At 54.6% G+C, this 26,850-nt stretch carries 26 protein-coding genes; 19 read left to right on the top strand and 7 right to left on the bottom strand.

Annotated elements, in window-relative coordinates; genetic code table 11:
* The first annotated feature begins 140 nt into the window (after positions 1-140).
* Both manA and ACMVME_RS03065 read left to right on the top strand, forming a co-directional pair.
* The gene (manA, locus tag ACMVME_RS03060; RefSeq protein ID WP_068794553.1) at positions 141-1,316 is read left to right on the top strand and encodes a mannose-6-phosphate isomerase; all 1,176 of its coding nucleotides are present in this window, start codon (positions 141-143) and stop codon (positions 1,314-1,316) included.
* Between the two features lie 99 nt (positions 1,317-1,415).
* Positions 1,416-2,975 carry a YdgA family protein gene (locus ACMVME_RS03065; RefSeq protein ID WP_068794552.1) on the top strand — a complete coding sequence of 520 codons (1,560 nt, stop codon included), beginning with the start codon at positions 1,416-1,418 and terminating at the stop codon, positions 2,973-2,975.
* Between the two features lie 69 nt (positions 2,976-3,044).
* Here ACMVME_RS03065 and ACMVME_RS03070 read toward each other — a convergent pair whose 3' ends face one another.
* On the bottom strand, positions 3,045-4,073 hold the full coding sequence (locus ACMVME_RS03070; RefSeq protein WP_014169810.1) for a Mal regulon transcriptional regulator MalI: 1,029 nt from the start codon (positions 4,071-4,073) through the stop codon (positions 3,045-3,047).
* 177 nt (positions 4,074-4,250) lie between these two features.
* Between ACMVME_RS03070 and malX the strand changes: the two genes are divergently transcribed.
* From malX to add, 3 genes are all read left to right on the top strand, one after another.
* Positions 4,251-5,843, top strand: coding sequence for a maltose/glucose-specific PTS transporter subunit IIBC (malX, locus tag ACMVME_RS03075; protein ID WP_014169809.1), 1,593 nt, complete (start codon positions 4,251-4,253; stop codon positions 5,841-5,843).
* A 48-nt stretch (positions 5,844-5,891) separates the two neighbouring features.
* On the top strand, positions 5,892-7,064 hold the full coding sequence (locus tag ACMVME_RS03080; RefSeq protein WP_040017321.1) for a MalY/PatB family protein: 1,173 nt from the start codon (positions 5,892-5,894) through the stop codon (positions 7,062-7,064).
* A gap of 96 nt (positions 7,065-7,160) precedes the next feature.
* Complete coding sequence (gene add / locus ACMVME_RS03085; RefSeq protein WP_014169807.1) at positions 7,161-8,162, top strand: adenosine deaminase; 1,002 nt, start codon at positions 7,161-7,163, stop codon at positions 8,160-8,162.
* A gap of 45 nt (positions 8,163-8,207) precedes the next feature.
* Here the strand turns inward: add and ACMVME_RS03090 are convergent, their stop codons facing one another.
* Complete coding sequence (locus ACMVME_RS03090; protein WP_068794551.1) at positions 8,208-9,248, bottom strand: oxidoreductase; 1,041 nt, start codon at positions 9,246-9,248, stop codon at positions 8,208-8,210.
* A gap of 243 nt (positions 9,249-9,491) precedes the next feature.
* Between ACMVME_RS03090 and blr the strand changes: the two genes are divergently transcribed.
* From blr to gstA, 12 genes are all read left to right on the top strand, one after another.
* On the top strand, positions 9,492-9,617 hold the full coding sequence (gene blr, locus ACMVME_RS03095; protein ID WP_168112406.1) for a division septum protein Blr: 126 nt from the start codon (positions 9,492-9,494) through the stop codon (positions 9,615-9,617).
* 232 nt (positions 9,618-9,849) lie between these two features.
* Positions 9,850-10,065 (top strand): transcription modulator YdgT, encoded by a 216-nt coding sequence (ydgT, locus tag ACMVME_RS03100; RefSeq protein WP_006174966.1) that lies wholly within the window; start codon positions 9,850-9,852, stop codon positions 10,063-10,065.
* A gap of 86 nt (positions 10,066-10,151) precedes the next feature.
* Entirely contained in the window at positions 10,152-10,592 is a 441-nt protein-coding gene (locus tag ACMVME_RS03105) for a DUF2569 domain-containing protein (RefSeq protein ID WP_025204344.1), read from the top strand.
* Between the two features lie 76 nt (positions 10,593-10,668).
* Complete coding sequence (gene rsxA, locus ACMVME_RS03110) at positions 10,669-11,250, top strand: electron transport complex subunit RsxA (protein WP_014169803.1); 582 nt, start codon at positions 10,669-10,671, stop codon at positions 11,248-11,250.
* Positions 11,250-11,828, top strand: a complete 579-nt coding sequence (rsxB, locus tag ACMVME_RS03115) for an electron transport complex subunit RsxB (RefSeq protein ID WP_014169802.1) — start codon at positions 11,250-11,252, stop codon at positions 11,826-11,828. The genes rsxA and rsxB overlap by 1 nt, the downstream gene beginning before the upstream one ends.
* On the top strand, positions 11,821-14,043 hold the full coding sequence (gene rsxC, locus ACMVME_RS03120; protein WP_063435087.1) for an electron transport complex subunit RsxC: 2,223 nt from the start codon (positions 11,821-11,823) through the stop codon (positions 14,041-14,043). Before rsxB ends, rsxC begins: the two co-directional genes overlap by 8 nt.
* A complete protein-coding gene (gene rsxD / locus ACMVME_RS03125; protein ID WP_014169800.1) occupies positions 14,044-15,096 on the top strand; it encodes an electron transport complex subunit RsxD in 1,053 nt (350 codons plus the stop codon). It begins immediately after the preceding gene.
* 10 nt (positions 15,097-15,106) lie between these two features.
* On the top strand, positions 15,107-15,727 hold the full coding sequence (gene rsxG / locus ACMVME_RS03130; protein WP_020884325.1) for an electron transport complex subunit RsxG: 621 nt from the start codon (positions 15,107-15,109) through the stop codon (positions 15,725-15,727).
* A 2-nt stretch (positions 15,728-15,729) separates the two neighbouring features.
* Positions 15,730-16,416, top strand: coding sequence for an electron transport complex subunit E (locus ACMVME_RS03135; RefSeq protein WP_020884326.1), 687 nt, complete (start codon positions 15,730-15,732; stop codon positions 16,414-16,416).
* Positions 16,413-17,048, top strand: coding sequence for an endonuclease III (gene nth / locus ACMVME_RS03140; protein WP_014169797.1), 636 nt, complete (start codon positions 16,413-16,415; stop codon positions 17,046-17,048). Before ACMVME_RS03135 ends, nth begins: the two co-directional genes overlap by 4 nt.
* A gap of 617 nt (positions 17,049-17,665) precedes the next feature.
* Entirely contained in the window at positions 17,666-19,174 is a 1,509-nt protein-coding gene (dtpA, locus tag ACMVME_RS03145; RefSeq protein WP_014169796.1) for a dipeptide/tripeptide permease DtpA, read from the top strand.
* Between the two features lie 105 nt (positions 19,175-19,279).
* Positions 19,280-19,885, top strand: coding sequence for a glutathione transferase GstA (gene gstA, locus ACMVME_RS03150; protein ID WP_014169795.1), 606 nt, complete (start codon positions 19,280-19,282; stop codon positions 19,883-19,885).
* A 59-nt stretch (positions 19,886-19,944) separates the two neighbouring features.
* Here gstA and pdxY read toward each other — a convergent pair whose 3' ends face one another.
* The 5 genes from pdxY to anmK all read right to left on the bottom strand — a co-directional run bounded on the left by pdxY (position 19,945) and on the right by anmK (position 24,526).
* On the bottom strand, positions 19,945-20,805 hold the full coding sequence (pdxY, locus tag ACMVME_RS03155) for a pyridoxal kinase PdxY (RefSeq protein WP_014169794.1): 861 nt from the start codon (positions 20,803-20,805) through the stop codon (positions 19,945-19,947).
* A 65-nt stretch (positions 20,806-20,870) separates the two neighbouring features.
* A complete protein-coding gene (gene tyrS / locus ACMVME_RS03160; protein ID WP_032678025.1) occupies positions 20,871-22,145 on the bottom strand; it encodes a tyrosine--tRNA ligase in 1,275 nt (424 codons plus the stop codon).
* 125 nt (positions 22,146-22,270) lie between these two features.
* Positions 22,271-22,927, bottom strand: coding sequence for a pyridoxamine 5'-phosphate oxidase (gene pdxH, locus ACMVME_RS03165; RefSeq protein ID WP_025204349.1), 657 nt, complete (start codon positions 22,925-22,927; stop codon positions 22,271-22,273).
* 57 nt (positions 22,928-22,984) lie between these two features.
* Positions 22,985-23,308, bottom strand: coding sequence for a C-type lysozyme inhibitor (gene mliC, locus ACMVME_RS03170; RefSeq protein WP_020884329.1), 324 nt, complete (start codon positions 23,306-23,308; stop codon positions 22,985-22,987).
* Positions 23,309-23,401: 93 nt separating this feature from the next.
* Complete coding sequence (gene anmK, locus ACMVME_RS03175; RefSeq protein WP_044867844.1) at positions 23,402-24,526, bottom strand: anhydro-N-acetylmuramic acid kinase; 1,125 nt, start codon at positions 24,524-24,526, stop codon at positions 23,402-23,404.
* A gap of 255 nt (positions 24,527-24,781) precedes the next feature.
* On the opposite strand from anmK, the gene slyB reads away from it, so the two are divergent.
* Positions 24,782-25,249, top strand: coding sequence for an outer membrane lipoprotein SlyB (slyB, locus tag ACMVME_RS03180; RefSeq protein WP_014169789.1), 468 nt, complete (start codon positions 24,782-24,784; stop codon positions 25,247-25,249).
* A 222-nt stretch (positions 25,250-25,471) separates the two neighbouring features.
* Positions 25,472-26,833 carry a GGDEF domain-containing protein gene (locus ACMVME_RS03185; RefSeq protein ID WP_068794550.1) on the top strand — a complete coding sequence of 454 codons (1,362 nt, stop codon included), beginning with the start codon at positions 25,472-25,474 and terminating at the stop codon, positions 26,831-26,833.
* Positions 26,834-26,850 lie beyond the last annotated feature (17 nt).

The following is a 26,850-nucleotide window of genomic DNA, read 5'->3' on the forward strand; positions in this document are numbered from 1 at the left end:
TAAAAGCGAGTCAGCTTATCCTACACAATTTTTTAACAAAAACTGAGACTAGTACGACTTTTTACATCCACAGGTTACTTCCATGTGGTTTATTGCTTTAATACCCGGAGTTAATTCCACCATTGAATCAGGGCTTGATAATGCAAAAACTCATTAACTCAGTGCAAAACTACGCCTGGGGAAGTAAAACTGCGTTAACGGATCTCTACGGTATCGCGAACCCAAACAACCTGCCAATGGCAGAACTGTGGATGGGTGCGCACCCGAAGAGCAGCTCAAAAATTGAAGACGCAAGCGGCCAGGTTCGCTCTCTGCGCGACGTGATTGATGCCGACAAAGCCACCCTGCTGGGTGACAAGGTTGCCAGCCGTTTTGGTGAGCTGCCGTTCCTGTTTAAAGTGCTGTGCGCCGACCAGCCGCTCTCGATCCAGGTGCACCCGAATAAAAAAGCCTCTGAGATGGGCTTTGCGAAAGAGAACGCGGCCGGTATTCCGTTAGATGCCGCCGAGCGTAACTACAAAGATCCTAACCACAAGCCGGAACTGGTCTTTGCGCTGACCCCATTCCTGGCGATGAACGCGTTTCGCGAGTTCTCAGAAATCATCTCCCTGCTGCAGCCGGTGGCGGGTGCTAACAACGCTATCGCTCACTTCCTGGAAAACCCGAATGCAGCAGGCCTGAGCCAGCTTTTCGCCAGCCTGCTGAACATGCAGGGAGAAGAGAAATCTCACGCCCTGGCGGTGCTGAAAGCAGCACTGGACAGCCAGCACGGTGAGCCGTGGGATACCATCCGCCTGATTTCTGAATTCTACCCGGACGACAGCGGCCTGTTCTCCCCTCTGCTGCTGAACGTGGTGAAGCTGAACCCGGGCGAGGCGATGTTCCTGTTTGCTGAAACCCCGCACGCCTACCTGCAGGGCGTGGCGCTGGAGGTGATGGCCAACTCAGACAACGTACTGCGTGCAGGCCTGACACCGAAATACATTGATATCCCTGAGCTGGTTGCCAACGTGAAGTTTGAGGCGAAGCCTGCGGATCACCTGCTGACTCAGCCTGTTAAACAGGGTGCGGAGCTGGACTTCCCCATCCCGGTGGATGATTTTGCCTTCTCACTGCATGACCTGAGCCCGGCAGAAACCGCCATCGCGCAGGAGAGCGCGGCAATCCTGTTCTGCGTTGAGGGTGAAGCAACGCTGCATAAAGGTAGCGAGCGTCTGGTGCTCAAGCCAGGCGAATCGGCATTTGTAGCGGCAAACGAGTCGCCGGTGAGCGTGAGCGGTACCGGTCGTCTGGCGCGTGTTTTTAATAAGCTATAAGCACTTACTGAATTTTTTAACAACTCTTGCTAAGCTAGTTGAAGACTTTACATCACCGGGCGGTTTCTACCGCCTGGTTTCATTTTAGGGATAGTCGCAATGAAAAAATCGGTCGTAGCGGTAGGAGTGATTGTAGCGTTAGGCGTGGTCTGGACAGGTGCCTCCTGGTTTACCGGGAAACAGCTGGAAAGCCGTCTGGCTGAGATGGTGGCACAGGCTAACGGAGAGCTTAAGCGTGGCGCGCCGGAAGCAGGCGTGGAGCTTGCCTACCAGAATTATCAGCGTGGTGTCTTTACCAGCCATATGCAGGTGGTTGTCAAGCCTGTTGCCGGTAATGAAAATGGCTGGCTGAAACCGGGCCAAAGCGTGGTGCTGGATGAAGTGGTCAGCCACGGTCCGTTCCCGCTGGCACAGTTAACGTCTTTTAACCTGATCCCGTCGATGGCGTCCGTTCATACTGTACTGGTGAATAACGACTTAACCAAACCTCTGTTTGATCTGGCAAAGAACGAGTCACCTTTCGAGGTTAACACCCGCATCAGCTACGCCGGCGACACACGTTCCAGTATCGATCTGAAAGCACTGAACTACGAGAAAGATAATGAGAAAGTGACCTTTAGCGGGGGGAATTTCAAGGTTGATGCTGACCGCGATGGAAATGTCTTCTCCCTGACCGGTGAAGCAGAGAGCGGCCTGATCAATGCCGTCAATGAATACGGTCAAAAGGTTCAGCTGACGTTCAATAACCTGAAAGCCGACGGCGACAGCAAGATGACCGATTTTAAAGAGCGTATCGGTAATCAGAAACTCTCTTTTGACAAGATTGCTATCGCGGTTGAAGGGAAAGAGATGGCCGTGCTGGAAGGCATGGAGGTGGACGGCAAATCCGACGTGTCTAAAGACGGTAAGAGCATCAATACCCAACTGGATTACGCCCTGAAGAGCCTGAAAGTGCAGAACCAGGATCTCGGGACCGGCAAACTGTCGCTGAAGATTGGCAATATCGACGGTCAGGCGTGGCATGAATTTAGCCAGAAATACAGCAAAGAGAGCCAGGCACTGCTGAGCAATGCCGCGCTGCAGCAGAATCCGGAAGTTTACCAGCAGCAGGCCATGGCGGTGCTGATGAACAACCTGCCAATCCTGCTGAAAGGCGAGCCAGTTATCACCGTGGCCCCGCTGAGCTGGAAAAACAGCAAAGGCGAAACCAACTTTAACCTGTCCCTGTTCCTGAAAGACCCTGCAACCGCAACGGGTGAACCTCAGACGCTGGCGCAGGAAGTGGATCGCAGCGTGAAGTCACTCGACAGCAAGCTGACCATCCCTGTGGATATGGCAACCGAGTTTATGACCCAGATTGCGAAGCTTGAAGGGTATGGCGATGAAGATGCCGGCAAGCTGGCGAGCCAGCAGGTGAAAGGCCTGGCGGCAATGGGCCAGATGTTCCGCATCACGAAGATGGAAGACAACACCATTTCCACCAGCCTGCAGTATGCCAACGGTCAGGTCACGCTAAACGGCGATAAAATGCCGCTGGAAGATTTTGTCGGGATGTTTGGTATGCCTGCTCTGGGGATGCCGGAACCGGCTGAACCGGCAGCGCCGGCCGTGCCTGAAGCACCCGCTGCACCCGCTGCACCCGCTGCACCACAGCAGTAATCATCAAAACCCCTCTCTGAGGGGTTTTTTATTACCGGTTGCAGGTACTCAGACTGATGCCACGAAATACTATTTCACCGTCACTAACCGTGCCGACACAATCTGGTGCCCGGCCTGCACGTCTGCTTTCTCGATGCGCTGCATGATCCTGTCCGCCAGCGTGTAACCCATCTCCCGGGCAGGTGTGGTGGCCCAGACAATGGGCAGATCGTCCAGCGCGTTTTCACCAACGTCGGCAAATGCCCCTAACGCCACCTGGTGGCCGAAGAAGGTTTCAACCCCACCCTCGCCGCTCTGACGCCCGGCGCGGATCAGGCCAAACCAGGCCCCCATCGCAATCACCTCGTTATAGCAAATCACGGCGCTTATCGTCGGGCTACTCCGTAATAACGCGTTTATCGCTTCCGCGGCTTTCTTCTGGCTGGATTCGCATTCCACCACCCATTCACTGTGGAACGGGAGGCCGTATTTAATCAGCGTCGCGCAGTAGCCGCCTACCCGCTCGGCTCGCGTCAGGGACGAGCTTTTTCCGCCAAGCCAGGCAATGCGCTGATGCCCACGATGAATGAGATGCTCCGTCAACATTTGTGCGGCCTGCATGTTGTCCGGTCGCAGGGTATCGGCTTCGTCCAGATAACTGGCGCGCGAGGCAAACACCAGCGGCACGCCTTTTTCGGCGGCGCGCTCGCACAAGTCATTACTCACACCCGACGCGCCGGCGACGATCACCCCGTCGACGCCCTGCGTAAGCAGCATATCCAGACGGGAAAGGAGCTGATCGGCCTCGCGACCGCCGTGAAGCAAAAAGACCATCCGTCCCTGCGCTTCAAGCGCTTCGGTCAGGCCCGCGGTCAGTTCGGCATAAAAGGGAGAGGTCAGGTCACGCACAATCAAACCGATCACACCGCTTTGGCCGCCGCGCAGCGCTGATGCCTGGCGGTTACGTACAAAGCCCAGTTGCTCAACCGCCTCGTTAACCCGTTGCCCGGTCGCGGGAGAAATGCGTCCTTTCCCGCTGAGCACCAGTGAAACGGTGCTGACGGAAACCCCCGCCGCCAGCGCGACATCGTTGATGGTGATTTTTTTCGCTACAGCCATGTGTCGGCGTGACTCCCTGAAATGAGATCGGTAAAACGTTTTATCAATATGTAATCTTTATACTACTAGTCAAAGCCTGAGAATGTGATTCAGAGCGCACTAAACTTTGATAAAACGTTTTATCTTCTCGCAGCATTGAAGCAGATAAACTGATTTTAACAATAAAGGAGTCGTTTTATGACGGCGAAAGCAGCACAAAAAATATCGCTGTGGGAATTTTTCCAGCAACTGGGTAAAACCTTTATGCTGCCCGTGGCACTCCTCTCGTTCTGCGGGATCATGCTCGGGATCGGCAGTTCGTTGAGCAGTAAGGACGTCATCACGCTGATCCCGTTCCTCGGGACACCTGTGCTGCAGGCGATCTTTATCTGGATGAGTAAAGTCGGCTCCTTCGCCTTTAGCTTCCTGCCGGTGATGTTCTGTATTGCTATCCCGCTGGGTCTGGCACGCGAGAACAAAGGCGTGGCCGCCTTTGCCGGGTTTGTCGGTTATGCGGTAATGAACCTTGCGGTGAACTTCTGGCTGACGGCTAAAGGCATTCTGCCCACCACCGATGCCGCCGTGCTTAAAGCGAACAACATTCAGAGCGTTATCGGGATTCAGTCCATTGATACCGGGATCCTCGGCGCGGTGATCGCCGGGGTGATTATCTGGATGCTGCACGAGCGCTTCCACAATATCCGCCTGCCTGATGCGCTGGCGTTCTTCGGGGGCACCCGCTTTGTACCCATTGTAACCCTTGTGGTCATGGGTCTGTTTGGCCTTATTATTCCGCTGATCTGGCCAGTCTTTGCGCTGGGGATTAACGGGATTGGCCGCATCATCAACGGTGCGGGCGATTTTGGTCCGATGATCTTCGGAACCGGCGAACGTCTGCTGCTGCCGTTTGGTCTGCAACATATTCTGGTGGCGCTGATCCGCTTTACCGAAGCCGGCGGCACAATGGAGGTGTGCGGACACGATGTGAGCGGTGCGCTGACCATCTTCCAGGCACAGCTGAGCTGTCCGACCACGCACGGCTTCTCTGAAAGTGCAACCCGCTTCCTGTCACAGGGTAAAATGCCGGCCTTCCTCGGCGGCTTGCCGGGTGCGGCGCTGGCCATGTATCACTGTGCTCGTCCGGAAAACCGCCATAAAATTAAAGGGCTGCTGATTTCCGGGGTCATCGCCTGTGTCGTGGGCGGTACAACGGAGCCAATCGAATTCCTGTTCCTGTTTGTCGCGCCAGTGCTGTATCTCATCCACGCGGTACTGACCGGTCTGGGCTTCACTGTGATGGCGGTGCTGGGCGTCACCATCGGGAATACCGACGGCAACGTCATCGACTTTGTAGTGTTCGGGATCCTGCACGGGTTGTCGACCAAGTGGTACCTGGTACCGGTGGTCGCCGCTATCTGGTTCGCGGTGTACTACGGCATTTTCCGCTTCGCCATCACCCGCTTTAACCTCAAAACGCCTGGACGGGATACCGATACCGCCAGCAGCGTTGAGCAGGCTGTTGCAGGTACCGTGGGTAAGTCCGGCTATAACACCCCTGCTATTCTGGCGGCGTTGGGTGGTGCGGATAACATTACCTCTCTGGATAACTGCATCACCCGACTGCGCCTGTCGGTGGCGGATATGTCGAAAGTGGACACCAACGCCCTGAAAGCCAACCGGGCGATCGGCGTGGTACAGTTAAATCAACATAATTTGCAGGTGGTTATCGGCCCGCAGGTTCAGTCAGTGAAAGATGAGCTGGCAACCCTGATGCGTACAGTGGAAGCCTGATGCCTCACCCCCTCGCGCTGAGGGGGTTTTTCTTTAAGGACTTGAGTCATGTTCGATTTTTCAACCGTCGTGGATCGACACGGCACCTGGTGCACGCAGTGGGACTATGTCGCCGACCGCTTTGGCGCGGCCGATCTGCTGCCCTTCACCATCTCCGATATGGATTTCGCGACCGCGCCCTGCATCACCGAAGCGCTGCACCAGCGTATTCATCACGGGGTGTTTGGCTACAGCCGCTGGAAAAATGAAGAGTTTCTCGCCGCTGTGGCGCACTGGTTCCGGCAGCGCTTTAACAGCCACATTGATACCGACTCGCTCGTGTACGGGCCTTCCGTTATTTATATGGTATCCGAACTGATTCGCCTTTGGTCAACTCCCGGCGACGGCGTGGTGGTCCATACCCCCGCTTACGATGCGTTCTATAAGGCCATCGAGGGGAATGCCCGCCAGGTGGTCGGCGTGGCGATGGAAAAACATGCCACGGGCTGGCAGGGAAATAGGGCCGCACTTGAGGCGGCGCTGGCAAAACCGGAAAACAAAATTTTGCTGCTGTGCAGCCCGCAAAATCCCACGGGTAAAGTCTGGACCCGTGAAGAGCTGAGTCACATGGCAGAACTGTGCGCCCGTTATGACGTGGCGGTGATTAGCGATGAAATTCATATGGACATGGTGTGGGGAGGCCGTCGCCATACGCCGTGGAATGAAGTGGCACGCGGCAAATGGGCACTTCTGAGCTCTGGTTCAAAAAGTTTTAACATACCGGCGCTCACCGGTGCCTGGGGGCTTATTGGCGATGAACAGAGCCGTAACGGTTACCTCAGCGCATTAAAAGGTCGTGACGGGCTCTCTTCCCCTTCCGTACTGGCGCTGACGGCCCACATTGCTGCCTATCAGCAGGGAGAGCCATGGCTGGATGCGTTGCGGGCGTATCTGGAGGAAAATCTGGCGTACATTGCACGCGAATTACACCGCGCGTTTCCGACGCTCAACTGGCAGCCACCGGAAGCCACGTATCTGGCCTGGATCGATTTACGCCCACTCAACCTTGACGATAAAATGCTACAAAAAGTCCTGATTGAGCAGCAAAAGGTCGCCATCATGCCGGGATACACCTACGGCGAAGAGGGTAGCGGTTTTGTCCGTCTGAACGCGGGATGCCCGCGTAGCAAGCTTGAGCAAGGGGTTCAGCGGCTGATCGCCGGCATAACGACGCTCCTGTAATCAGATTGCGCAACGGAATATTCCCTTGCGCAAATAGCTTTTTACCTCGTTTTGTTTTTATAATATGACGCACTTTAACCAGAAAAGAGTGCGACCATGATTGATACACGCCTGCCACTAACTGATATTCACCGCCATCTTGACGGTAACATTCGTGCCCAAACCATCCTCGATCTTGGCCGCCAGTACAATCTCACGCTCCCTGCACAAACGATTGAGACCCTAATCCCCCACGTTCAGGTCACCTCAAATGAACCGGATCTGGTCAGTTTCCTGAGCAAACTCGACTGGGGCGTGAAGATGCTGGCCTCGCTGGATGCCTGCCGCCGTGTTGCTTTCGAAAATATTGAAGATGCCGCCCGTAATGGCCTGCACTACGTTGAACTGCGCTTTTCGCCAGGCTATATGGCGATGACCCACAACCTGCCCGTTGCAGGCGTGGTTGAAGCGGTAATTGACGGCGTGCGCGAAGGGTGTAAAACCTTCGACGTTCAGGCTCGCCTGATTGGCATTATGAGCCGTACCTTCGGTGAAGCGGCCTGCCTGCAGGAGCTGGAAGGGTTACTGGCACATCGTGATGCGATCGCTGCCGTTGACCTGGCGGGGGATGAACTCGGCTTCCCGGGCAGTTTGTTCCTTTCTCATTTCAACCGCGCGCGTGACGCCGGCTGGCACATTACCGTGCATGCCGGTGAAGCGGCAGGCCCTGAAAGCATCTGGCAGGCCATCCGTGAGCTGGGTGCAGAGCGTATCGGTCATGGTGTCAAAGCCGTTGAAGATCGCGCCCTGATGGATTTCCTTGCCGAGCAGCGTATTGGTATTGAATCGTGTCTGACGTCCAATATTCAGACCAGCACAGTGGCATCACTGGCGCATCACCCGCTGAAAACCTTCCTGGAGCACGGTGTTCTGGCCTCACTGAACACGGACGATCCGGCAGTACAGGGCGTGGATATTATTCATGAGTACACCGTCGCCGCACCGCAGGCTGGCCTGAGTCAGGATCAGATCCGCCAGGCGCAGATTAACGGCCTGGACATCGCCTTCCTGACGCCAGCAGAGAAACAGGCGCTGCGGGATAAGGTCGCCCGCGGCTAAGCCCGTTGCCGGGTGGGGTCGTCCCCTTACCCGGCTTTGCCAGAATCACGCCAGACAGAGCGTTGCGCGGTGTTTGGCTGATTCAATCCCCAGTTCAATCAATTCCATAATCTGAATCGCCTGGCTGGCCGGAACCGGGTTATCCCCCGTCCCGTTTAGCGCATCACGGACAGCGGCATAATACGCCGGATAGTTACCCGGGATCGTCAATAACGTTTCTTCAACCCTCTCCTCGCCTTCCACCCGCGTCACAACCCCGTCCCGCATGTCATAGCCCCAGTCTTCCTGCGGCAAACGCTCGCCGTTTTTCAGGCGTTCTTCCTGAGGATCGAGACCAAACTTCACATAGCTCCCGCGCGTACCGTGAAGGATATAACGCGCTGATTCGGCGGCTGCCACCATTGTCCCGTGCAGTACAATACGCCGCTGCGGGTAACTCAAGATGGCATGAAAGTAGTCGGTGGTTTGCGCTCCGGGTCTGAGCTGGGCCAGATCGACCGTCATGCTGACCGGCAGGCCAAACAAATTTACGGCCTGATCGAGAACATGCGGCGCTAAATCGTACCAGATGCCGCTGCCCGGCCCGGCTTGCTCACGCCAGCGGTTTCGGACCTGAGGGCGGAACCGGTCAAAGTGCGATTCAAAAAAGAGGATTTCGCCCAGCGTACCTTCATTAAGGAGCGCTTTTACCGTCAGGAAATCACTGTCCCAGCGGCGGTTATGAAATACCGAAAGCACTCTGCCAAAACTTTTTGCCAGCGCATCCAGTTCGCGTGCCTGTGACAACGTCACCGTGAAGGGTTTATCGACAATAACGTGCTTACCGGCCTCCAGTGCAGCCTTTGCCAGCGGAAAATGCGTGTCATTGGGGGTGGGAATGACGATCAGATCAATATTAGGGTCGTTAAAAAGATGCTTAGGTTCAGAAACAACCGGCACGGAGGGCCAGTCTGCATGCACTTTCGTGGCATCGCTACTGGAAACTGCCGCCAGCGCCATGCCCGGCGTCCCGGCAATCAGAGGCGCATGAAAAGTCTTGCTCGCGTACCCGTAACCAATAAGCCCGACGCGGATGCTATCACTCATAATGTTGCCCTCTTTTATGACTATCTTATTTCACACTGGCTACTCTGACGTTCTTACAGATTAATCATGTGCCATATGACGTAAAATAGCAGGCTATGCCGGTTGTTTTTGTTACATAGATTTAACGTTCTGATTTTGTTTAGGGGAACCATTCCCAAAGCACTTGCCGCGGGGGAAACGGCGCTGTAACATTTGCAACCTGTATTTATGGATAAATTACACGTACCAGTCATGACGTCAATTATTAATCGAATCATTGAATTAGCGGGATGGATTGTTCTTGGGGTATCGGTCATTTTGCTTGGCGTTGCCAGCCATATCGATAACTACCAGCCGCCGGAGCCTGTCACCGTCGCCCAACCTAAGTAACCGGTTACCGCAATAAAGAGTGACATAATATGTCAGTTACTTATTGCCAGCCCTAGTGAACACGGTTAACCTTCTCTTCCAGGCATCGTCTGATGCCTGTACTTTCAGCAAAGAAAACTCCTAATTTAGTCGCGTTATCTGAGTGGGCTGTTTACGTCTTTATTAATCCGTTTATTATTCGGACGAATTACCTTAACTGGTATTACTCACTTTTATATGGAAACTTATTAATATGACAGTTCAGGACTATTTATTAAAATTTCGCAAGATCAATTCGCTTGAGAGCCTGGAAAAACTGTTTGACCATCTGAACTACACGCTGTCGGATAATCAGGAAATCATCAATATGTATCGCGCCGCTGACCACCGCCGTGCGGAGCTGGTCTCCGGTGGCCGTTTGTTCAACGTCGGTGAAGTGCCTAAGTCTGTATGGCGCTACGTTTTATAAGAAAGTAGCCATCCGCGCGAAATGTTATATACTCTCCGCCCTGCAAACTGGCTGTACAACATTTCGCGCAGATTATGGGAGAGTTCATGACCGCAACGCCTGGAGAACGAATTGGAGGCTGGTTAATCGCCCCACTGGCATGGCTGCTGGTTGCCTTATTAAGCGCATCACTTGCGCTGCTGCTTTATACCACCGCACTGATTACACCTCATGCAATCCAGACCCTGATGTCGCAAAGTGTGCTTAATATTACGATGTGGTTTGTGTCGTTCGTTTTTGCGATCGGGATGTGGTACTACACGCTATGGCTGACCATTGCCTTCTTTAAGCGCCGTAAGGGTGTCCCTAAACACTACATTATCTGGCTGCTGATTTCGGTCCTGCTGGCGGTGAAAGCCTTTGCTTTTTCGCCAGTTTCTGATGCCCTGGCCGTTCGCCAGCTGCTTTTTCCGTTACTGGCTGCGGCGCTGCTGGTGCCCTATTTCAAGCGTTCGACGCGGGTGAAGAACACCTTTGTGAACCCGTAATAACCTTACAGATAACCTGTTGTCGCCTGCGGTGGTTTGTCCGATAATAGGCGGCTTTTTTATTTCAGGCTAAATAATGACCGATTACTTACTGCTCTTTGTCGGCACTGTGCTGGTTAACAACTTCGTCCTGGTGAAGTTCCTTGGCCTGTGTCCATTTATGGGGGTTTCCAAAAAGCTGGAAACTGCGATGGGCATGGGGCTGGCAACCACCTTCGTGATGACGATGGCGTCTATCTGCGCGTGGTTGATTGATAACTGGATCCTCATCCCGCTGGATTTAATCTATCTGCGTACGCTGTCCTTTATTCTGGTCATCGCGGTGGTAGTGCAATTCACAGAAATGGTGGTGCGTAAAACCAGCCCGGCTCTCTATCGCCTGCTGGGTATCTTCCTGCCGCTGATTACCACCAACTGTGCAGTACTTGGCGTGGCGCTGCTGAACATCAACCTTGGGCATAATTTCATGCAATCGGCGCTGTACGGTTTTTCTGCCGCCGTCGGTTTCTCTCTGGTGATGGTGCTGTTCGCCTCGATTCGCGAGCGTCTGGCAGCAGCGGATATCCCTGCGCCATTCCGCGGTAACGCGATCGCCCTGGTGACAGCAGGTTTAATGTCTCTGGCCTTTATGGGCTTTAGTGGTCTGGTGAAGTTGTAATGAGTACTATCTGGATAGCCATCGCCTCTATCAGCGTGCTGGGGTTGGTGTTTGGCCTTATTCTGGGTTACGCCTCCCGCCGTTTCGCGGTAGAGGACGATCCTGTTGTAGAAAAAATCGATGAGCTTCTGCCGCAAAGCCAGTGCGGGCAGTGTGGCTATCCTGGCTGCCGCCCCTATGCCGAAGCGGTAGGCGTGCAGGGTGAAAAAATTAACCGCTGCGCACCCGGCGGTGAAGCGGTAATGCTGAAAATAGCCGCCCTGCTTAACGTTGACCCGCAACCTGTTGACGGCGATGAAGATGTGCAGGAGCCGGTTCGCGCCCTCGCCGTGATTGACGAAGCGAACTGCATCGGCTGCACAAAATGCATTCAGGCATGCCCTGTCGACGCCATCGTTGGCGCAACCCGTGCCATGCACACCGTCGTGGCGGATCTGTGCACCGGCTGTAACCTCTGCGTGGCACCCTGCCCGACGCAATGTATAACGTTGCGCCCGGTTGAACCGACTACCGAAAGCTGGAAGTGGGATCTTCAAACCATTCCGGTTCGCATCATTCCTGTGGAACAACATGCTTAAGTTATTTTCTGCTTTCAGAAAAGAGAAGATTTGGGACTTTGATGGTGGTATCCATCCACCTGAAATGAAAACCCAGTCCAACGGCACGCCGCTGCGCCAAATTCCGCTGGCGTCCCGTTACGTCATGCCGCTGAAACAGCATATCGGTGCTGAGGGTGAACTGTGCGTGAAAGAAGGCGATACCGTCCTTCGCGGCCAGCCGTTAACGTTCGGTCGCGGACGTATGCTGCCGGTCCACGCTCCGACGTCCGGTACAGTGGTGGCGATCGCCCCCCATACCGTAGCACATCCCTCTGCGCTCTCCGAACTGAGCGTCATTATTGAAGCCGACGGAGAAGACCGCTGGATAGACCGTGACGGCTGGAGCGACTACCGCAACCGGAGCCGCGAAGCGCTTATCGAGCGTATTCATCAATTCGGCGTTGCCGGCCTGGGCGGCGCGGGGTTCCCTACTGGCGTCAAACTGCACGGCGGCGGCGATAAAATTCAGACTCTGATCATCAATGCAGCAGAATGTGAACCCTACATCACCGCCGACGATCGTCTGATGCAGGACTGCGCCGCGCAGGTCGTGGAAGGGATCCGCATTCTTGCCCATATTCTGCAGCCACGCGAAGTGCTGATTGGCATTGAAGATAATAAGCCACAGGCTATTTCGATGTTGCGTGCCGTCCTCAACGGCAGCCACGATATCGGCCTGCGCGTTATCCCAACCAAGTACCCCTCTGGCGGTGCCAAACAGCTGACGCAAATTCTGACCGGCAAGCAGGTTCCGCATGGCGGACGCTCTTCGGACATCGGGGTGCTGATGCAAAACGTCGGGACAGCCTACGCCGTGAAACGTGCGGTGGTGGACGGTGAACCGCTGACCGAGCGCGTGGTTACGCTGACCGGTGAATCTGTCGCACGTCCGGGCAACGTCTGGGCGCGTCTGGGTACGCCGGTTCGTCATCTGCTGGAACAGGCTGATTTTTGCCCGGGCAGCGACCAGATGGTGATCATGGGTGGCCCGCTGATGGGCTTTACCCTGCCGTGGCTCGATGTCCCGGTAGTAAAAATCACAAACTGCCTGCTTGCCCCCTCCCCGACCGAAATGGGTGAAGAGCAGGAGGAGAAAGGCTGTATCCGCTGCAGCGCCTGTGCCGATGCCTGTCCGGCGGATTTACTTCCGCAACAATTGTACTGGTACAGCAAAGGTCAGCTGCACGATAAAGCGCAGGCCCATAACCTGGCCGACTGCATCGAATGCGGTGCCTGCGCCTGGGTCTGCCCAAGTAACATTCCTCTGGTGCAGTACTTCCGCCAGGAGAAGGCCGAGATTTATGCCATCTCCATGGAAGAGAAACGCGCAGCCGAAGCGAAAGCGCGTTTTGAAGCGCGTCAGGCGCGTCTGGAACGTGAAAAACTGGCCCGTCAGGCGCGTCACAAACAGGCAGCAGTTCAGCCCGGCGAAAAAGACCAGGATGCGATTAATGCCGCACTGGCACGCGTGCGGGAGAAAAAAGCGACGGCAGCCCAGACCGTGGTGATCCCGGCCGGTGAAAAACCGGATAACAGCGAAGCGATTGCCGCCCGCGAAGCGCGTAAAGCGGCTGCGCGCGCCCGTCAGGCAGAAAAAGCACAGTCAGCCTCCTCTGACGCTGAGATCGATCCGCGTAAAGCCGCCGTTGAAGCCGCCATTGCCCGCGCCAAAGCCCGTAAGGCCGGCGAGCAAAACGAGGTAGTTGAACAAGACGCGGAGGCCGTAGATCCCCGTAAAGCGGCTGTTGAAGCGGCGATCGCTCGCGCCAAAGCGCGTAAGGCCGGCGAACAAAACGTGGTGGTTGAGCAAGAAGTGGAGGCCGTAGATCCCCGTAAAGCGGCTGTTGAAGCGGCGATCGCGCGCGCTAAAGCGCGCAAAGCAGCGGCGCAGACTGAAACCGCTACGCCTGAAGCCCCCGTCGACCCGCGTAAAGCGGCTGTCGAAGCCGCCATTGCCCGTGCCAAAGCGCGTAAAGCGGCGGCGCAGCCTGAAGCCGCTGCGCCTGAAGCACCTGTCGACCCGCGTAAGGCGGCTGTCGAAGCCGCCATTGCCCGCGCCAAGGCCCGCAAAGCAGCGCAGCAGGAAGAACAGCAACCGGCCGCAAACGACGACCCACGTAAAGCCGCAGTCGCCGCCGCCATTGCGCGCGTTCAGGCGAAGAAAGCCGCACAGCAAGCAGTTAACGAGGATTAAATGGTTTTCAGAATCGCAAGTTCCCCTTACACCCATAATCAGCGCCAGACATCACGCATCATGATGCTGGTGTGCCTGGCGGCGCTGCCGGGCATTGCCGTTCAGTGCTGGTTTTTCGGCTGGGGAACGCTGTTCCAGATAGTGCTGGGTTGTGCCAGCGCCTTAGGGGCAGAAGCCCTGGTGCTTAAACTGCGTAAGCTGGCGGTTTCCCGCATCCTTGCCGATAACTCAGCACTGCTGACTGGCCTGTTGCTGGCAATCAGTATTCCACCGTTTGCTCCGTGGTGGATGGTGGTGCTCGGTACGGTGTTTGCAGTCATTATTGCCAAACAACTTTATGGTGGGCTGGGCCATAACCCGTTCAACCCGGCGATGATTGGCTACGTCGTACTGCTCATCTCCTTCCCGGTTCAGATGACCAGCTGGTTGCCGCCGCATGACATTGCCGCGACAGTACCCGGCTTTATGGATGCCCTGCACGTTATCTTTACCGGCCATACCGCGCTCGGTGCGGATATGAACGCGCTGCGTATGGGCGTGGATGGCATCAGCCAGGCCACACCACTCGATACGTTTAAAACCTCCCTGCATGCCGGACACTCCGTCGATCAGATTATGAAATCTGCCATCTTCAGCGGCATGCTGGCGGGCGCGGGCTGGCAGTGGGTGAACCTTGCTTATTTGCTGGGCGGGCTCTTCCTGCTGCAGCAGAAAGCGATCCGCTGGCATATTCCGGTCAGCTTCCTCGTGACGCTGGCGGTCTGCGCCACACTGGGATGGGTGTTCTCGCCAGAATCGCTCGCCAGCCCACAGATGCATCTGCTCTCGGGGGCAACCATGCTGGGTGCGTTCTTTATCCTGACCGATCCGGTAACGGCATCTACCACGAACCGTGGCCGCCTGATCTTCGGTGCACTGGCCGGCTTGCTGGTGTGGCTCATCCGCAGCTTTGGCGGTTACCCGGACGGTGTGGCATTCGCGGTTCTGCTTGCAAACATCACCGTTCCGCTCATCGACTACTACACGCGTCCGCGCGTGTACGGCCACCGTTAAGGGTTTCGCGATGCTGAAAACAATGCAAAAACACGGCGTCACGCTGGCCATTTTCGCCGCGGTCCTCACCGGACTGACGGCCCTGGTGAACAACCTGACCAAATCGACCATCGACGAACAGGCGGTGAAGCAGCAAAAAGCCCTGTTCGATCAGGTGATCCCCCCTGATTTCTACGATAATGACCTGCAGAAAAGTTGCTTCGTGGTCCAGGCACCTCAGTTAGGCAAAGGCCCGCACCGCGTCTTTATTGCCCGTAAGGGGGATAACGCGGTAGGCGCGGTAATGGAAGCGACGGCGCCCGATGGCTACTCCGGGGCGATTCAACTGCTGGTCGGCAGCGATTTCTCCGGTACCGTGTTGGGTACGCGCGTGACGGAACATCATGAGACGCCAGGCCTGGGGGATAAAATTGAAACCCGTCTGAGCGACTGGATTTTGCATTTTGCCGGAAAAGTGATCCACGGCGAAGCGGATCCTGCGTTTGCTGTGAAAAAGGATGGCGGCGAGTTTGACCAGTTCACGGGGGCAACCATTACCCCACGGGCCGTGGTCAATGCCGTAAAACGAGCCGGGCTGTATGCGGAAACGCTGCCCGCGCAGATGAACAATCTTCCGGCCTGTGAGGAGTAATCATGAGCCAGGTTAAAGAGGTTATCGTCCAGGGATTGTGGAAGAACAACTCCGCGCTGGTACAGCTGCTGGGGATGTGTCCGCTGCTGGCAGTGACATCCACCGCCACCAACGCGCTGGGTCTGGGGCTGGCAACCACGCTGGTTCTCACCCTGACCAATCTGTCCATCTCTGCCCTGCGCCGCTGGACGCCATCGGAAATCCGTATTCCGATTTACGTCATGATCATCGCGTCGGTGGTGAGTATCGTCCAGATGCTGATTAACGCTTATGCGTTCGGTCTGTATCAGTCGCTCGGGATCTTTATTCCCCTCATCGTAACCAACTGTATTGTGGTCGGGCGCGCGGAAGCTTTTGCCGTAAAAAACAGCCCGGCGATGTCGGCTCTGGATGGTTTCTCTATTGGTATGGGGGCAACCGGTGCCATGTTCGTGCTCGGCTCAATGCGTGAGATCCTGGGTAACGGAACGCTGTTTGATGGCGCAGATGCGCTGCTCGGCGGCTGGGCTAAAGCGCTGCGCATCGAAGTCTTCCACACCGATACGCCGTTCCTGCTGGCCATGCTGCCGCCAGGCGCGTTTATTGGCCTCGGCATGATGCTGGCGATAAAATACCTGATTGATGAAAAACGTAAGCGTCGCGCGGCTGAGCGCAGCGTACAGGAAGGGATACCCGAGAAGGCCTCATGAATAAAGAAAAGCGCATTGCGATCCTGACCCGTCTGCGGGATGAGAACCCACACCCGACGACGGAGCTGAATTTTAACTCCCCGTTCGAGCTGTTGATCGCCGTGCTGCTCTCTGCGCAGGCTACCGACGTGAGCGTTAATAAGGCGACCGCCCTGCTTTATCCGGTCGCCAACACGCCAAAAGCGATGCTGGAACTGGGCGTGGACGGGGTGAAGTCCTATATCAAAACCATTGGACTCTTTAACAGCAAGGCTGAGAACGTGATCAAAACCTGCCGGATCCTGCTGGAACAGCATGGGGGTGAAGTGCCGGAAGATCGCGCCGCGCTGGAAGCATTACCCGGCGTGGGACGTAAGACTGCGAATGTGGTACTTAACACCGCGTTTGGCTGGCCGACTATCGCCGTTGATACCCATATTTTCCGCGTCTCTAACCGCACTAACTTCGCACCGGGCAAGAATGTCGAGCAGGTTGAAGAGAAACTGCTAAAGGTGGTTCCCGCCGAATTTAAGGTGGATTGCCATCACTGGCTCATTCTCCATGGCCGTTATACCTGTATTGCCCGTAAGCCTCGCTGTGGCTCCTGTATTATCGAAGATCTTTGCGAGTACAAAGAGAAAGTGTATCCCTGATATCTTCCACTTTTCGTTTTATGTCGCAACGGCAATTCCTTACCAAAAGAGGGTCTACCAGAAGACCTTCTTTTGACCATAATTTATCCGCCTTCATTACCGCTTCCCTTATCACTTGTTCGAGCCTTTAACGCTCAAACAGGTTAATACTTTTTTCATAGCCGAAAATTTCTATACATATGTGATGAAGATCACCCTGATAACTTCGTGTTGAATTTTTGTTGTTAAAAGCGGCGTAAACCCTTTGCCAGACAAGATCAAACTCATCATGAGCAACACATAAGACCAGCTATTTTTCAGAATATGGGCTATATCACTGCAATAAACCTCAAATAGCAGAACATATCGCCATTGAGGGCAAAATACGGGTGAATGCCAGTCAAAAAAACTCCCTTTACAGATCGTATGAAATTTAACGCTGAATAACATTTGTATGAACCGCCGATTATAGCGGCCCAGTTATATGTAACAGATTATTACAAACGTATTGCCAGACGGTGCAGGATAGTGAACATTACCCGCCGTTTCTCCTCCCAATATAACTATAAGGCGGATGGACTACGGCCATCACGCGATGAACACCCCCGTTAATATGGGATGTAAAAAAAGAGGTATATGTGTCGACTGCAAACAATAAACCAACAGATGAAAGCGTAAGTCTTAACGCTTTTAAACAACCTAAAGCGTTCTATCTCATCTTCTCTATCGAGTTATGGGAGCGTTTTGGTTATTACGGCCTGCAAGGGATCATGGCGGTTTACCTGGTAAAACAGCTGGGTATGTCCGAAGCAGATTCCATTACGCTGTTCTCCTCTTTCAGTGCCCTGGTGTACGGTCTGGTCGCTATCGGCGGCTGGCTGGGTGATAAAGTCCTCGGGACTAAACGTGTCATTATGCTGGGTGCGATTGTCCTGGCCGTTGGCTATGCACTGGTTGCATGGTCTGGTCACGATGCCGCTGTGGTGTATATGGGTATGGCGACTATCGCCGTCGGTAACGGTCTGTTCAAAGCGAACCCGTCTTCCCTGCTCTCTACCTGTTACAACAAAGATGACCCGCGTCTGGACGGTGCATTCACAATGTACTACATGTCCGTGAACATCGGTTCCTTCTTCTCCATGCTGGCAACCCCGTGGCTGGCCGCTAAATTCGGCTGGAGCGTTGCGTTCTCCCTGTCCGTTGTCGGTATGCTGATCACCGTGGTTAACTTTGCCTTCTGCAAACGCTGGGTTAAAGACTACGGCTCCAAACCTGACTTCGAACCGGTTCACATTGGCAAACTGCTGGCGACCATTGTCGGCGTGGTGATCCTCGCGGCAATCGCGACCTGGCTGCTGCATAACCAGGGCATCGCGCGTGCCGTTCTGGGTGTGGTTGCGCTGGGTATCGTGATCATCTTCGCGAAAGAAGCCTTCGCCATGCAGGGTGCCGCTCGTCGTAAGATGATTGTGGCCTTCATCCTGATGCTGGAAGCGATTATCTTCTTCGTTCTGTACAGCCAGATGCCAACGTCTCTGAACTTCTTCGCTATCCGTAACGTTGAACACTCAATCCTGGGTATCGCGTTCGAGCCGGAACAGTATCAGGCCCTGAACCCGTTCTGGATCATGATTGGTAGCCCGATTCTGGCTGCTATCTATAACAAGATGGGCGACCGTCTGCCGATGCCGCACAAATTTGCTATCGGTATGCTGCTGTGTTCTGGCGCATTCCTGGTACTGCCGCTGGGTACGAAATTTGCGACTGACGCCGGTATCGTCTCCGTTAACTGGCTGATCCTGAGCTATGCGCTGCAGTCTATCGGTGAACTGATGATCTCCGGTCTGGGCCTGGCGATGGTTGCACAACTGGTTCCTCAGCGTCTGATGGGCTTCATCATGGGTAGCTGGTTCCTGACCACTGCGGGTGCCGCCATCATCGCAGGTAAAATTGCAAACCTGATGGCCGTGCCGGATAACGTGACTGACCCACTGGTCTCTCTGAACGTCTACGGTACCGTGTTCATGCAGATTGGTATTGCTACTGCGGTTATCGCGGTTCTGATGATGCTGACTGCGCCGAAGCTGAATCGCATGACTCAGGACGACGACAAGACGGCGAAAGCGACCGAAACCGCTACCGCATAATGTCACTGAGAAACGACTGAACAGAAGCCGCTAATGTATTAGCGGCTTTTTTTTTACCCGTTCGCGCACTAACATAGCTGAAACCTCAGCAAAAAGGAGTTACCGATGAAACTGTTCTACAAACCGGGCGCGTGCTCTCTTGCTTCCCACATTACCCTGCGCGAGAGCGGCAAAGATTTCACGCTGGATGGCGTTGACCTGATGAAAAAACGCCTGGAAAACGGCGATGATTTTTTTGCTATTAACCCGAAGGGACAAGTTCCGGCTCTGCTGCTGGATGACGGTACCCTGCTGACCGAAGGCGTGGCGATTATGCAGTTCCTCGCCGATAGCGTGCCCGACAGGCAATTGCTGGCACCGGTAAGCACGGTTTCTCGCTACAAAACGCTGGAGTGGATGAACTACATTGCGACCGAGCTGCACAAAGGCTTTACGCCGCTGTTCCGTCCGGAGACGCCGGAAGAGTACAAACCGACCGTACGTGCTCAGCTGGAGAAAAAACTGCAGTACGTTAACGCATCGCTGAAAGACGATCAGTGGATTGGGGGCGCGCGTTTTACGATTGCCGATGCCTATCTGTTCACCGTGCTGCGCTGGGCGCGGGCCATTAAGCTCAACATGGACGGGCTGGACCACATTGCATCGTACATGGATCGCGTAGCCGCGCGTCCTGCGGTGGCTGCAGCGCTTAAAGCAGAAGGGTTGAACTGACCGGCGCACTGTATTGCCGGGTGGCGCTGTCGCTACCCGGCCGACAGGAACGTGAACCGTTATAACCGGGTCGCGCTGAAGTAATGCTCCGGTTTCGCGATACGATCCTGTGCCGCGACCACCTGCAGTTCATACTCCTGCATCTCTTTTGTCGCCTTCATGATTTCGTACACCGCAGCAGTCACATGCTCAAGCGCATCCCGCAGCGTGGCTCCCTGAAGTAATTTCACCAGCAGCAAACCGCTTGTCACATCACCGACACCCACCGGCTGACGCATGCCGAAGTCCACCAGCGGACGGCTGATATGCCAGGCTTCGTCTTTCGTCACCAGCAGCATCTCAAAACGGTCCCTGCTCAGCCCTGCGCGCGCGAGATGTTTCACCAGGACAATCTCCGGCCCCTGGGCTATTAGCTCGCGAGAAGCGCTTACCGCCTCTTCTACGCTATTCACCGGATGCTCGCAGAGAATTTCCAGCTCAATCAGGTTCGGCGCAATAATATCGCTGGCCGGCAGCGCGTGACGCACATGGAATTCAGCCACGCCGGGGGCCACGATACAGCCTTTCTCCGGATGCCCCATAACAGGATCACAAAAGTATTTCGCCGCCGGGTTTGCCGCTTTCACCTGGCGGACAATGCCCAGGATATGCTCTCCCTGCTCTGCCGAACCGAGATATCCGCTCAGTATCGCATCACAGCGTTTTAGCTGATCGATATTGGCAATGCCCTGCACAATGTCGGTGAGGTGCGAAGGCGGCATCACGCAGCCGGTCCATTGACCGTATTGTGTATGGTTTGAGAACTGCACGGTATTGAGGGGCCAGACGTTGGCACCGAGGCGGCGCATCGGAAATTCCGCGGCGCTGTTGCCAGCATGCCCAAAGACCACGTGGGACTGAATGGCGAGGATGTTCTTCATTTTTACTTACCAAACCCTGAAAAAACAAAAGGGGCGTGGTTTCCCACGCCCCTGGATACTTTTAATTATTTCCAGCAGACCAGACAGTAGTTTTTCTTACCGCGACGCAGAAGCGTGTAGCGGCCATACAGACGATCGCTGTCAGCGAAGGTGTATTCCGGGTCGGCCTGTTTTTCACCGTTAATGGTGATAGCGTTCGAGGCGATGGTTTTACGCGCCTGACCGCGGGATGGCTGCAGCTCGGAGTCCACCAGCGCCTGCATCAGGTCGGCACCTTTTTCCATCTCAACCATCGGCACGCCATCCTGCGCCAGCTGTTCGAAGTCCGCTTCGCTCAGATCGCTCAGCGTCCCGTTGAACAGGCTTGCAGTAATGCGTTTTGCCGCGGCCAGACCTTCTTCACCGTGAACCAGTTTGGTCACTTCATCAGCCAGTACGTACTGAGCACGTGGCGCTTTACCGCTGGTTTTGTCTTCTTCTTCCAGAGCATTGATCGTCTCAATGTCCATAAAGGTGAAAAACTTCAGGAAGCGATAAACATCGGCATCCGCCGTGTTAATCCAGAACTGGTAGAATTTGTACGGGCTGGTTTTCTTCGGATCAAGCCATACCGCGCCGCCTTCGGTTTTACCAAATTTGGTGCCGTCGGCTTTGGTGATCAGTGGAACGGTCAGACCGAAGACCTGGTTCTGGTGCAGACGACGCGTCAGATCGATACCCGACGTGATGTTGCCCCACTGGTCAGAGCCGCCAATCTGCAGGCAGACGCCGTGCAGTTTATTCAGGCAAGCAAAGTCATAACCCTGCAGCAGGTTGTAGGAGAACTCGGTAAAGGAGATGCCCTGGTCGTCACGGTTCAGACGCTGCTTCACCGCTTCTTTGTTAATCATCTGGTTAACAGAGAAGTGTTTGCCAATGTCGCGCAGGAAGGTCAGCACGTTCATGCCGCCAAACCAGTCATAGTTATTGGCCGCAATCGCAGAATTGTCACCGCAGTTAAAGTCGAGGAAAGGCGCAACCTGTTTGCGGATCTTATCCACCCACTCCTGCACGGTGTCTTCGGTGTTCAGTTTACGCTCGGCAGCTTTAAAGCTTGGGTCGCCAATCAGACCGGTCGCGCCGCCAACCAGTGCGACAGGCTTGTGGCCCGCCATCTGGAAGCGTTTCAGGCATAACAATGGAACAAGATGCCCCAAATGCAAGCTGTCAGCGGTAGGATCGAAGCCGCAATAGAGCGCGATCGGGCCTTGCGCCAGTCGCTCTGCTAACGCTTCCTCGTCCGTCACCTGAGCCACAAGGCCCCGCTCTTGCAATTGTTTAATCAAGTTACTGCTTGCCATCAAATTCTCCATGTATAAACGACTGCACCTTTGCCGGTACACGACTTTTCGCCTGATGCGAAAGGTACATAGAATAAAGCGCAAGCGCGGCCTGCGCTAGCGCTTAAATCAACAAATTTCGGCGATTACGGTGCCAGCCTGTCGATTTTCCAGCCGCCATTTTCACGCTGGTATAAAAAGCGGTCATGCAGACGGTGTTCGCCGCCCTGCCAGAATTCCATCTGCTCGATCGGAATGCGGAAGCCCCCCCAGAAACTGGGCAACGGAACTTCGCCCTGCTGGAATTTCTGCTTCAGTTCGAGGAATTTGCTTTCAAGCACGCCACGCGCCGAAATGCGGCTGGACTGTTTTGAGACCCAGGCACCAATCTGGCTGTCACGCGGACGGCTGTGGAAATACTTCACCACTTCCAGCGTGGAGAGACGCTCTGCTTTGCCGGTGACCATCACCTGACGCTCCAGCATATGCCACGGGAACAGCAGGCTGATACGAGGATTGTTTTCTAAATGGTGTGCCTTACGACTGCCCAGGTTGGTGTAAAACACCAGGCCTTTCTCGTCATAATGTTTGAGCAGGACGATACGCTGATACGGTTGACCGTTTTCATCTACCGTTGCGACAACCATTGCCGTTGGGTCGGCGAGTTTCGCTTCGCAGGCCTGTTTCAGCCAGCGTTCAAAAAGCACGAGAGGTTCGGCGGGAAGATCCTGGCGACGCAGGCCGCCTTTGGTGTATTCACGGCGCAGATGCGCAATTTGCTGCAGTTCGTCGTTATCTGACATGGCGTTAGCTGACATTGACATTGGGTGGCGCTATTGTGCGCCGCCCCTGTAAAAATCTCAACGCTTCGGATTTTCGAGCTGGCAATTGTTCAGCACAATACGGTCGCGTTTGTAGACGGTGGCGCTGTCGCCTTTCGACCAGAAGACATAAATTCCGTCCGTGTAGCGTGCGCCGGAGGCAGAAATGCCCTGCTTGAGGGTGAGCAATTTGTTGTCGTAGACAAAACTGGCTTCCTGACGCGGATTGTTCAGCTTAACGGTCAGCGGTTTTTCATCACAGCGATACTCCAGGGTATCGGTCTGCATGCGATCAAGGAACTGGTTGTAGACGCTGCATCCTGACAGCAATAAAGGCGCGGCAATAAGAAGAAGTTTTTTCATGGGCGTATTCCGAAGACTTTCCTGGTCCTGGAGGGCATGGCTGCCCTCCTGTTTCATTCCATTCTAACGACCACACGCCGCGCTGAATTTCAGTTAACTCTGATTATGACGTGGATTCGCCGGGAAAATGGCCCCGAGGACGCTGGCCTCACGTGCGCCAGTCACCGACGGCAAATTGCCCGGAAGCCCGGCAATGGTGCGCCAGGCAAGCCAGGCAAAGGCCAGCGCTTCCATATCATCGCCGCTGATGCCGGCTTCATCGGTGGTCGTCACCTCGGTACCCGGCAATAACCCGGCAAGACGTGCCATCACCAACGGGTTACGGCTGCCACCGCCGCACACCAGCAGGCGTTCACATCCACCGCTGAGAAGAACCTGTTCCGATATCGAAATCGCCGTTAACTCGGCGAGCGTCGCCTGGACATCCTGCGGTGCAAGTGCCGGGAACTGCGCCAGCTGACGTTCGAGCCAGCCATAGTTGAAATATTCGCGCCCCGTGCTTTTGGGCGCCGGTAGGGCGAAGTACGGATCGCTTAGCATGGACTGCAACAGCGGGATGATCACTTTGCCTTCGCTGGCCCACTGCGCGTCTTTATCATACGCCTGACCACGCTGACGCCAGATCCAGGCATCCATCAGCATGTTACCCGGGCCGGTGTCATAGCCGCGTACGGGTTGATCCGGGATAAGCAGAGACAGGTTGGCAATACCGCCAATGTTCAGCACCATTCGGCGCTCTGTCGGATGGGTCAACAATGCCTGATGAAAAGCGGGCACCAGCGGCGCGCCCTGCCCGCCAAGCGCAATATCGCGACGCCGAAAATCACCGACTACGGTCACGCCCGTCTTCGCCACAATCTGGTTGTTGTCGCCGATTTGCAGGGTATGCGGTGCATCGCCGACCGGCTCATGCCAGACCGTTTGTCCGTGACAGCCGATAGCGACGACATCCTGCGGGCGAAGCTTTTCTTTATGCATCAGAGCCAGTACCGCATCGGCAAACAGCGCCCCCAGCCGCACATCAAGCTGACCAAGCTGAGAAAGCGTCAGTTGCTGCCCCTGACAGACACTGAGAATGTCCTCTTTCAGCGCCAGGGGGATAGGCCAGGTCAGGCTCGCCTGCTGTGCCACCATGTTTTCATCAATAGCGGCCAGAACGACGTCTACGCCATCCAGACTGGTACCCGACATCACACCAATGTAGCGACCCGATTTCATGCGCTTTCCTTACGTTGCGTGGGCTAATGCTCTCCACTCAACCATAAACAGCGCCGCTTTGCTATCCGGCGATAATATTTTTTAACAATCTCAGACAGGTAACCTGCCGGGTGCCCGTTTATGTCTCGTTAAGTTAAATTCAAGTACAATTTTCTTATTGTTAGTGCAAAGATATGAACTATGGCCCCTTATGCCATATAATTTAGCCATAACGGATGCCCGCCATCGGGCGTTTTTGGTGAACAGGAGATTCAAATGATTTTACGTGTACTGGGCGTTTCGCTGATCGGTTTAACCCTTGCAGGCTGTGTGAATGACAGTTCACTTTCTGGCGACGTGTACAGCGCTTCTGAAGCCAAACAGGTTCAGAGCGTCACTTACGGTACCGTTGTTAACGCACGTCCTGTACAAATTCAGGGTGGCGATGACAGCAACGTGATGGGCGCCATCGGCGGTGCTGTGCTGGGTGGCTTCCTCGGTAATACCGTAGGCGGTGGCACGGGTCGTTCGCTGGCCACAGCAGCAGGTGCCGTTGCGGGTGGTGTTGCAGGCCAGGGCGTTCAGGGTGCAATGAACAAAAGCCAGGGCGTAGAACTGGAAATCCGTAAAGATGACGGCAGCACCATCATGGTAGTACAGAAACAAGGTAATACCCGTTTCTCTGCCGGCCAGCGCGTTGTTCTGGCGAGCAACGGAAGCCAGGTCACCGTTTCTCCACGCTAATTCAAACTGGATGTGGTCATCAGACCACATCCATTTAGCAAATCCAGTAAACAAATCTGTTTACATATAATATAATTATCAGCAATATATTTACAAAAAACATTCCCGCCATGAATCATTAAGCGCGGTATATCTTGTTCCTGCGCAAAGTATTTACTCTCCACGCCTGTTACTCTCTTTCTTACTTTACATTTTTTAATTTTATTATTCCGTCAAATCCCTATGCTTGCACTACAACGATATTTTAAGAACCCTTATATTACATTCTGTTTTGGATGCATCGTCGTCGTTGGAATATTACAAGGTCTCTTTGTAAAACTGGTCGAATTAGTCCCTTCATTCTCACCGCTGCTATTCCCGACACTTACCATATTTTTGCTGGTATTCCACCTGTTTATTGCCTGCTTCATGGTCATGAAATACTGGTATGACAGACGGCGGTTGTACCTTATCGCCCTCGCCTCGGCCTTCGCCGGTTCGACGATGCTGATGGCCGGTACCCTGTCCAGCTTCCCATCATGGCTGGATCTCTATCAGTTCAATGTTGTCGACTATAACGACGCCATGATCTTCTTTATGTTCCGTCATATTCTTATGGCGGTGCTGATAATAGTCTCAGCCTTGCTCTATTCTATTCGGGATTATCCCCTTTCACGCCCCGCGCATATTGCCGTGGTTATCGGTACACTGCTGTTTACGGTTTCTATGGTCGCCCTGGCCTGGTTCTGCTCCAGCCACTCGGCACTGATAACGCTGGATCTGGTGGATAATGAAACCCGGCAATTTATGGTTCTCTGGAGCCAGGTCATAAATATCTTTTTGATTCTTCTCTGGGTTGTGGCGTTAGCAACGTTAATGACGATTACCCGGGTGCGGAATCTTTTTTGGGTTGGCGGTAATTTCTTATGTGTTTGTTATGTCCTGACGCTCTCATTACTGTTAGCCGGCGGGCATGCTGAGGACACGTCCTGGTATCACGCTCGCTTATTCGAAACCGTGGCGACGCTGATGATTATTTTTGTCCTGCTGTACGACGTCTTTAACCTGTATCGCGACTCGCACATAAAGTATCAGCAGTCTTATCAGAACTCGATCCGCGACCCGCTGACGCGCCTCTACAACCGCAGTTATTTTTACGACGCCTTAAATCAGGCACTCAGCATCAGCAAAGCCAACCACCCTGTGTCGGTTATCGTCAGCGATCTCGACCGTTTTAAGCGCATCAACGACTGCTACGGCCATCTGCAGGGAGACAAAGTATTGCAGTTTGTCGCCAACCTGCTGATGGATTCCGTCCGCCCGCAGGACATCGCGGCACGTATTGGCGGGGAAGAATTTGTCCTGATGCTGACCAATACTTCGTCGGAAGCAGCGTACCAGGTGGCTGAACGCATACGGCTAAAGCTGAGCAGTTTTGATAAGGTCAGCAGCGGGGGTCAGTTACCTGAATCCATCACGATTAGCATGGGGGTGTTTACCGCCACCTCTCCGACGACGACCGCTGAAGCGTGCGTGGAGAATGCTGACAAGGCGATGTATGAAGCGAAAGAGACCGGGCGTAACCGTGTCGTTGTGTCGAGGTAAAAAAGGCCTTGCTGCTG

This window comes from Enterobacter cloacae complex sp. 2024EL-00711, from assembly GCF_047529885.1.
In the GTDB taxonomy this organism is placed as follows: domain Bacteria; phylum Pseudomonadota; class Gammaproteobacteria; order Enterobacterales; family Enterobacteriaceae; genus Enterobacter; species Enterobacter ludwigii.